Raw genomic sequence first — 8078 nt, 5'->3', positions numbered from 1 at the left:
TAAAGGGAACCGCCAGAACCAGACTGCTCAGGCCGCAGTCTTAAGCGGGGCCGCAAACAGCGCCACTGCACCAGGGCCAGCATGAACCGTGACCCCTGCTCCGACATGGCGTACGCCTTCCAGCACCACGCCTTCGCTTTTTAGCAGGTCGCTCAGCTCTTTTACCGCCTGGGGGTTTTCCACATGAGCCAGCGTCACCCTGGCTCCACTGGGGAAGGCTGCACGGAAGCGCTGGGCCAGCTCGGTAAGCCCTCGGTGGAAGCCGCGTACCCGTTCTACGGGCTGGGCCAGCCCATCCTTGAACTCCAGGATGGGCAGCACCTTGAGCAGGCTGCCCAGCAGGAAGCGCAGGCCAGAGACCCGCCCGCTGCGCTTGAGGTACTCGAGGGTTGCGGGTAACACCAGACCCCGCACCCGTGCACGATAAGGCGTAATGGCGGCCTCGAGGCCCTCCCAGCTCACCCCCTCGGCCAGTCGGCGGCGGGCTTCTTCCAGTACATAACCCATCCCGGCATTGACCGACATCGAGTCCAGCACCTGTACCCGGCTGCCAAACTGCCTGGCGATCATCTGACCGGTCGCCACAAAACCCGACAACTTGGCGGAAGGGTGCACCGAGAGTACCCGGTCGTAGGTCTGCAAGAGCCGCTCATAGAGCGCCTGGTAGTCGCCGGGGTTGGCGTGGCTGGTGGTCAGGTGTTTGCCCGCCTGAAGCGCCTGGATGACCTCTGCAGGCTGAATCTCCAGGTAGTCGCGGTGGGCCTTGCCGTCCAGCATGATCAGCGCGGGCAAGAGGTGGATCTCTTGCTGCAAGGCCTCCTGGGGTGTAAGCCCCAGGGTGGTGTCACTGACAAAGGCAGTCTTCATGTTTTCCTCCTTCGTTCCGATGGAACCTGTAGCATCCGCACCTCCCGGCTTCGCCAGCGGGGTGGGGGCAGGACGTGGATGGTGTGGTCGTCTTCCAGGGTGATGAGCCAGCGCTCGGGCCGCCAGCCCCGCGCTACCTGGCGGGCCTCGCGTATACGCCTTTGCTGGCACAAAGCACGCAGCCAGGAACTCGAGATGTTCAGCTCTCGAGCAGCTTCGCTGAGGGTCAGGGTTTTCACACAGACCTCCAAAGAAACCTCAGCGAGCCTTTCCGTTGGAAGGAGCCGCCGAGGTTCGAAGCAAGAAACCCGTTGCCGACCTTCCTTCATTCGACTCTACAATAGCCCCCTGAGCCAGTGCCGCCAGGGGCAACTTGCCCTGCTTGGACACCGCCAGCAGGCTATTCTGGCTGCCAAAGGGATTGCTAACCAGGGGACAACTATCGTCGTTGTACCAACAGCACTCGTCCACCAGGTAGCGGAACTGGTAGGTCTCGCCATCTTCCACGTCGAGCCCCGCCCGCCAGCGCCCATCGGCGCAGTGCACCATGTGTAACCCATCGGGATGCCAGGATTCATCTATAAAGTCGCCCACCACCGCAGCCTTTTGGGCAGCGATTCCCCTGGGCAAGATAAAGATGGCCCGCCACCGGCGTTCATCAATCGGCTGCAACTCGACCATGGTTTCCTCCTTTAGCTCCCTCTGGCGCTGTCGAGGAATGGGCAGTGGTGTGAAAGTCGGTCTCGACCAGCCGGAGGCCATACAGCCTGGCTTCTTGCTCCAGCCAGAGTGCCAGCAAGGGGTCGTTGTGGGTGTCCAGCTCTACCGCCTGGCACTGCGGGGTTAGCCAGACCAGCGGGCCACAACCATATGCCAGGCAGAAAAGCTCGTGACGCAGATGATCGGCGAAGCGGCTGTGGCCCTCCACCTGCACGTGGCTGTACACCCTGGTTCCATCGCTAAACTTCCAGTAAGACACACTCCACCTCCTTCCCCTCACCCGGCTGTGCAGCGGGCCGGAACCCGCAACACCGGCTGCCGGGCCTGCGCCACCCCCTCATGGGCCACACTGCTCAGCGATAGCCGGCGCAGCCCACCACGACCATGCGTACCCATCGCACTCGGGGCGCAACCTTCGCCGAGGCTGGTCTGGCAGATGGCCAGGGCGGTCTCGTGGCCCTCTTCCACCACCCCCCAGGCCTGGAGGCCCGCAGCCAGTCCCGGCCGGGCGGCGACCTCGCTGACGGACGAACTGTCCAGCGGGAGCAGGGTGCGCTTGTACATGGCCACCTCCTTGGGTAGACGACTAGACAGCCCGGGGTATCCTTACCTCAAGCCGTCGCTTCAAACCAGCACAAACCCGATGGGTTTGCTTCCAGACCGGGGTTCGTGCTGTCCAGGGTGCAGTTCCCGGCAAGTCTATTGTAGCCGTTGGCCCGAGGAGGGTTGTCCCTGGTTTTTTTTGCTAACATTAAGGACACTGGGCGGGTGTTGGGGAAAAATAGCGCGGCGTCGGCTTGGCTCTGTCCGGATCGAGGCCTTTGTCAGCCATGCGGCCTGGGGCCGCAATTTTATGCCACGGGGGCAGATGGCTCTGGCCCCCAGCCACCGGCTTGATTCTAGAATAGGCTCATGATCACGGCCAATTTCCCCACCGCAGATGCTGCCACCCTGGAACGTGACCTCGAGCTATTGATTGGCTGCCTGCGCGAAATGCTGTACGAAGCGGGCGAGTCTGAAGTCGCCCTGGGCCTGGGGGAGAGTACCCCTTTCACTGCTGGACAACTCGCTTCCGAAGGCCAGATTCGGGCGGCCTCGATTGCCTTTCAACTGCTCGGCGTGGCCGAGCGACACGCAGCAGCCCGGCAGCGCGGTCAGGTTGAACGGGAGCAGGGCTTGATGGGGCCACCCGCATTGTGGGGCGATGCGTTAAGCCAGCTAAGGTCGGCGGGCATGGAAGATACCGAGATTGCCGCCCGCCTCGGCCACATCCAGGTGGAGGTGGTGCTAACGGCCCACCCGACCGAGGCCCGACGGGCTACCGTGCTCGAGCACCACCGCCGCCTGGAGCGGTTGCTGGAAGAACTTGATGATCCCCGCCGCTCGGTCTCCGAGGTTGCCGAGATCCGCGAGTCGCTCAAGCTGGTGCTGGCCCTGCTGTGGCGCACCGGGCATATACAGTTTGAGCGGCCCAAGGTGGCGGCAGAGCGGCACTCCATGCTGTACTATCTGCGCAGGGTTTTTCCCCCGGCCCTTCGCCAGCTGGACGCACGCCTGGGCCGGGCCTGGGCCGAGGCTGGGTTCAGGGGACATCCCGGTGGGCTGCCCCGGGTGCGTTTTGGTACGTGGGTGGGCGGCGACCGCGATGGGCACCCTTTCGTGACCCCCGAGGTGACCCTGGAGAGTCTGCTCGAGCTGCGTTTGCAGGCCCTCGAGCGCGTGCAGGAAGACCTGTCGTACCTGGCGGGTTTGTTGAGCCTTTCGGAACACCTGCAACCGGCCCCGCGAAGCCTGAAGGTTTTTCTCGAGACCAGCAGCCAACTGGGCGAGCAGGCAGAAGCTGCCCTGGAGCGTAACCCTGGCGAACCCTGGCGGCAGGCGGTCAACCTGATGCTAGCCCGCCTGCCCCTTTCGGATGGGCAACTCCACGATGCCCCCGAGCGCTACCGACAGGCCGAGGAACTCCGCACCGATCTGCTGGCGCTACAGGGTTGGCTGATCGAGGTTGGCGCTGGGCATATTGCCACCCAGGCGGTCGGCCCGGTGTTGCGGGGGCTGGAAGCTTTTGGGTTTCACCTGGCAGCGCTGGATATACGCCAGAACAGCCGTGTGCACGAGCTGGCTATGGGGCAGATGCTTCGCGCAGCGGGGTTTGCCGAGACCGATTACGAAAACTGGAGCGAGGAACGGCGGCTCGAGCTGCTGGAACATGAGCTGGCCTCGCCCCGACCGCTGGTGCGCCTGGGGGCCCCGACTGGCCCCGAAGCCGATTTGGTGTTGGGCAGCTACCAGGTTCTGGCCCAACACCGCGAGCGCTATGGCCTGGCCGGTCTGGGGGCCCTGATCGTGAGCATGACCCGCAGCTGCTCGGACCTGCTGCTGGTCTACCTCTTTGCCCGCGAGGCCGGTTTGCTGGAGGCCACCCCCCAGGGTGCGGCCTGCCCGCTCCCGGTGGTTCCGCTGTTCGAGACCATCGAAGACCTCAGGGCGAGTCCCAGCATTCTGCAAGCCTTCCTCCAGCATCCCCTGACCCAGCGCAGCCTGGCTTACCAGCAGGGCCGCCAGCCCCAGCCGGTGCAACAGGTGATGGTTGGCTACAGCGATAGCAACAAAGACGGTGGCCTGATGGCGAGCCTGTGGGGCCTGTACCGCGCCCAGGAAGCCCTGACCCAGGTAGGGGATGCCCACCGGGTACGCCTGCGCTTCTTTCATGGGCGCGGGGGCACCATTAGCCGTGGTGCGGGCCCAACCCACCGCTTTATCAAGGCCATTCCTCCCCGGGCCCTGCGGGGCGATTTGCGCCTGACCGAGCAAGGCGAGGTGATCGGGCAGAAGTACGCCAATCCGACCAGCGCAACCTTTCACCTGGAGCTGCTGGTCGCCGGGACGACCCGCTCGACGCTGCTCGAGTCTGCCCCCAGGGCTGCTGTTCCTGCACCCCAGGGGTTGCCCGAAGCGATGGATCGTCTGGCCCAGTGGAGCCGCCAGCACTACAGCGCCCTGCTCGGCACCGAGGGCTTCCTCGACTTCTTCCTGGGCGCGACCCCGATTGATGCCATCGAGGAGAACCGCATTGGCTCGCGTCCGCCACGCCGCACGGGCCGCCGCACCATTGCCGACCTCCGCGCCATTCCATGGGTGTTCAGTTGGGGCCAGGCGCGGTTTTTCCTCTCCGGCTGGTACGGGGTGGGGTATGCCCTCGAGCAACTCCAGCAGCAATCCTCCCCGAGTTTTGCAGCCCTCAAGGATCACCTCTACACCTGGGCGCCGCTGCATTATGTCCTGAGCAACGCCGCGACCAGCGTCGCGCTGACCGACCCCCTGGTGATGCGCGGCTACGCCGGGCTGGTAGAAGACAGCACTCTGCGGGCTCGTTTTATGCAACCGATTCAGGCCGAGCTGCACCGTACCCGTGCCTTGCTCGAGCAGCTCTACGGCGGCCCCTTGTCGGAGCGCCGCCCCAATATCCACGGTTTAATTGAGTTGCGCTGGGAGTCGTTGCGCAGGCTGCATGCCCAGCAGCTCGAGCTGCTCCGGCGTTGGCGGGCCAGCCGCCGTGATGGCGATGAATCAAACGCAAAGCGACTTCTGCCCCAGTTGCTGCTAACCGTTAACGCTATTGCCAACGGACTGGGTGCCACCGGATGAGCGGGTTGAAGAACGGCAACAACGGGCACCGTGGAGGTATGCGATGAAAGCCAAAGAGATCATGGTCAAGCCTATCGTCAATGTCTCGCCAAAGACCATCCTGCTCGAGGTAGCCCAGAAGATGATCGAGCACCGCATCGGCTCGATGCCGGTGGTGGACGAGACGGGCCGACTGGTGGGCATTATCACCCAGGGCGACTTCTGCCGATCTCCGGGTCGGATGGTGCCCTTCTCGTTGTTCGAGAGCCCCAATGTGTTGAGCAACTGGCTCTACCCCGACCAGGTAGAGAAGGTCTATAAGGCTGCCCGCAACCTCCGGGCCCAGGACATCATGCGCAGTCCGGTGGTCACGGTCTCGCCCGAGGCCTCGCTCGAGCGGGTGCTGGCGCTGATGCTCCAGCACGACATCAACCGCATCCCGGTGGTCCGGCGGGGCAAAATCGTGGGCATTATCTCGCGCTTCGACTTGCTGAAGGTGATGTTGCAGGAACACAGCGCATGACCGGGGTTCTGGTGGGTTGCCGGGATTACCGGTGGGAACTGCTTTAAGCCCTCCACCAGGCCAACAGCGTCACCAGAAGGGCCAGCAAAAGCCCCACCCCGTTGGCCACCCATCGAACGTATATGTGCAGCACGATTTCTCCTATACGATTTGAAAGCGCTCCGAGAAGATGGATCGCAGGGGCACCCCTCGCTTTCTCAGGTGAGGCACCACCGAGTCCATCATAGGCTCAGGACCACACACAAAGTAGTCGAAACCTTCGCCCCGGTCGTCGGGGAGGTGGCGATCCAGCAGGGCCGGACCAATGCGACCCCTCTCGCCAGTCCAGCCTTCGGGCGGGTTTTCCAGAACATGCACCGCCTTCAGCTCGAGGGTTGGTTCCAGGACCTCGAGTTCCTCCCGAAACAGTACCCGCTCCCAGTCAGGGTTGGCATAGATCAGCCAGAGCGGCCTGGGATCGCGGCGGTCGCGGAAGGTGCGCAACATGCTCATCACCGGGGTGATGCCCACCCCCCCTACAATGAACACGGCCCCTCGGCTGGGGTTGGGATTGGGGACGAAATAGCCATACGGCCCCTCCAGGTAGGCACGAGCGCCCGGCTGGACATCGCCAGTGCGGGCGGTGAAATCACCCAGCGCCTTGATGGTCAGCTCGAGCCGGTCAGGTCTGGTTGCGCTCGAGGCCAGCGAGAACGGGTGTTGCTGGATCGAGAAGGCAGACTTCCCCAGAACCAACCAGACAAACTGGCCCGGCAGGAAATTCATCCCTGGGTGGCCCTCGGGCTGTAATACCAGCGTCCAGGCCCTGCCCCGTTCTTCCCGCACCTCGCTTACCCGCCAGGGCTTTTGCCGCATTTTCAGCGGCCTGACAATGCGGGTGTTGATCAGCAAGGCCAGGGCTGAACCGGTCAACAAAACCCACAGGGCCTGTTTCCACCCTGGCGAGACATAGAATCCCACCTGGAGGATATGCACCAGTCCGACCAAGACCACGAACAGGGCCAGCAACCCGTGCAATAAGCGCCACCACTCGTAGGGCAGCCGCAGGGGTTGCCGCCAGAGGGTACTCACAATCAGCAGTCCCAGCGCCCCCAGCGCCGCCGAAAGGGCCAGCGCCCGCGGCAGGTTGGCGCGGGGGTCGAGGTACTCGAGATAAGCTCGATCGGCGAGAAAGAGGATCAGCGGGTGGGCCAGGATAAAGAAAAAAGCAACCAGTCCGGCCTGGCGGTGGTACTGCAGCATGGAGTCGAGGCCCAGGCTGGTGGCCACATGGGCAAAGCGCCCGGTCAGCACAAATTGCAGACCCAGGATGGCCAGGCCCACAAAACCCAGCCCAACCGAGAACTCCACCCAGAAATTGCGGGGCGGGGGCAAAGGCCCCCAGTAGGCGATCAGCAAGGGAGCAGCGGCCAAAAGCAGGTAGCCCCCGATCCATAGCAACGCTGTACCAAGGCTATACTTCACCGCCACCTCCTTCGCAGGGCCTTACGGGTATTTTGGTAGTTCGCCCAGTGGATCGTTAGAAACAGCGCTACCCCCTGAAAAAGTACCACAAAAAGACGCGGTTTCCCACCAACTATGAGCGATGAATGTCGCGGTCGGAGGGCGAAAAAGCGGTGGCGGCGTTGCCTGGGGCCGGGTAATGCCTTGGTAATACCACCCGTCTATTCTTTCCCTCGAGGGGTTTTGTGAGCACCCAGGCCCTCTATTTGATGATCTGGCTTGGACTTACAGGCCCCTGAACCCGCAGCGGGTTGAAAGCAGGTGAGCTTATGAACATACCCCTCTTCAGGCGCTTTCTGATTGCCACGGATGGCAGTACAGGCAGCGAGAAGGCCGTTCGGGTGGGCCTCGAGCTGGCGGTTCGCCTGGGGGTCAAGGTGGAACTAATCCATGTACTCGAGCCTGGCGAAGAACCTGCCGACTCCGGTTTGCGAACCCGCCTGACCATGCTGCGCGACATTGACCGCCACCAGGGCAAGCTGGCCCTCGAGCAAGCCGCCACACTGGCCCAAAAGCTGGGGATAGATTTCAAGGCTATTCAACCCACCGGCTATCCCGAGCAAGTGATTGTGCAGAAAGCTCCAGACTTCGATCTGATTGTCCTGGGCACCCATGGCCGTAGTGGACTGAGGCGCTGGATGATGGGCTCGGTCGCCGAAGCAGTGCTATCCCGCAGTCCCAGGCCGGTGCTGGTGGTGCACGAGTCCTTCGAACCCCCCAGTGCGGAGCCCGGGGCGGTGTTATACAAACACCTGCTGATTGCTACCGATGGCAGCGAGTGCAGCCAACAGGCCACCCGGTACGGGTTGCTGCTGACCCAGGCTCTGGGGGCCGAGGT

Annotated in this window: 9 protein-coding genes; 3 read left to right on the top strand and 6 right to left on the bottom strand. The window is 63.3% G+C overall.

Annotated features, from left to right (window positions below):
• Positions 1 to 27 precede the first annotated feature (27 nt).
• Genes Q0288_RS02700 through Q0288_RS02680 form a run of 5 tightly spaced genes read right to left on the bottom strand, consistent with a single transcriptional unit; the run spans position 28 to position 2151 of the window.
• A complete protein-coding gene (locus Q0288_RS02700; RefSeq protein WP_299426805.1) occupies positions 28 to 867 on the bottom strand; it encodes a DegV family protein in 840 nt (279 codons plus the stop codon).
• Positions 864 to 1106: a hypothetical protein gene (locus Q0288_RS02695; protein ID WP_299426802.1), complete on the bottom strand. Its 243-nt coding sequence runs from the start codon at positions 1104 to 1106 to the stop codon at positions 864 to 866. Before Q0288_RS02695 ends, Q0288_RS02700 begins: the two co-directional genes overlap by 4 nt.
• A gap of 19 nt (positions 1107 to 1125) precedes the next feature.
• Complete coding sequence (locus tag Q0288_RS02690) at positions 1126 to 1548, bottom strand: isoamylase early set domain-containing protein (RefSeq protein ID WP_299426799.1); 423 nt, start codon at positions 1546 to 1548, stop codon at positions 1126 to 1128.
• Positions 1526 to 1846 (bottom strand): hypothetical protein, encoded by a 321-nt coding sequence (locus tag Q0288_RS02685; RefSeq protein WP_299426796.1) that lies wholly within the window; start codon positions 1844 to 1846, stop codon positions 1526 to 1528. The genes Q0288_RS02690 and Q0288_RS02685 overlap by 23 nt, the downstream gene beginning before the upstream one ends.
• Positions 1847 to 1863: 17 nt before the next feature.
• Positions 1864 to 2151 (bottom strand): universal stress protein, encoded by a 288-nt coding sequence (locus Q0288_RS02680; protein WP_299426793.1) that lies wholly within the window; start codon positions 2149 to 2151, stop codon positions 1864 to 1866.
• A 348-nt stretch (positions 2152 to 2499) separates the two neighbouring features.
• Between Q0288_RS02680 and Q0288_RS02675 the strand changes: the two genes are divergently transcribed.
• Together Q0288_RS02675 and Q0288_RS02670 are read left to right on the top strand one after the other, a co-directional pair.
• Positions 2500 to 5235: a phosphoenolpyruvate carboxylase gene (locus tag Q0288_RS02675; protein WP_299426790.1), complete on the top strand. Its 2736-nt coding sequence runs from the start codon at positions 2500 to 2502 to the stop codon at positions 5233 to 5235.
• Between the two features lie 43 nt (positions 5236 to 5278).
• The gene (locus Q0288_RS02670; protein WP_299426787.1) at positions 5279 to 5737 is read left to right on the top strand and encodes a CBS domain-containing protein; all 459 of its coding nucleotides are present in this window, start codon (positions 5279 to 5281) and stop codon (positions 5735 to 5737) included.
• Positions 5738 to 5878: 141 nt separating this feature from the next.
• On the opposite strand, the gene Q0288_RS02665 is transcribed toward Q0288_RS02670, so the two are convergent.
• Positions 5879 to 7201 carry a ferric reductase-like transmembrane domain-containing protein gene (locus tag Q0288_RS02665; RefSeq protein ID WP_299426784.1) on the bottom strand — a complete coding sequence of 441 codons (1323 nt, stop codon included), beginning with the start codon at positions 7199 to 7201 and terminating at the stop codon, positions 5879 to 5881.
• A gap of 308 nt (positions 7202 to 7509) precedes the next feature.
• Here Q0288_RS02665 and Q0288_RS02660 point away from each other — a divergent pair.
• A partial coding sequence (locus tag Q0288_RS02660; protein WP_299426781.1) for a universal stress protein occupies positions 7510 to 8078 on the top strand: 569 nt, incomplete at its 3' end.

The organism is uncultured Meiothermus sp., from assembly GCF_937863175.1.
Lineage (GTDB): Bacteria > Deinococcota > Deinococci > Deinococcales > Thermaceae > Meiothermus.
Note: the sequence above shows the minus strand (reverse complement) of the source record. Positions and strands in the feature narration are given on the sequence as shown.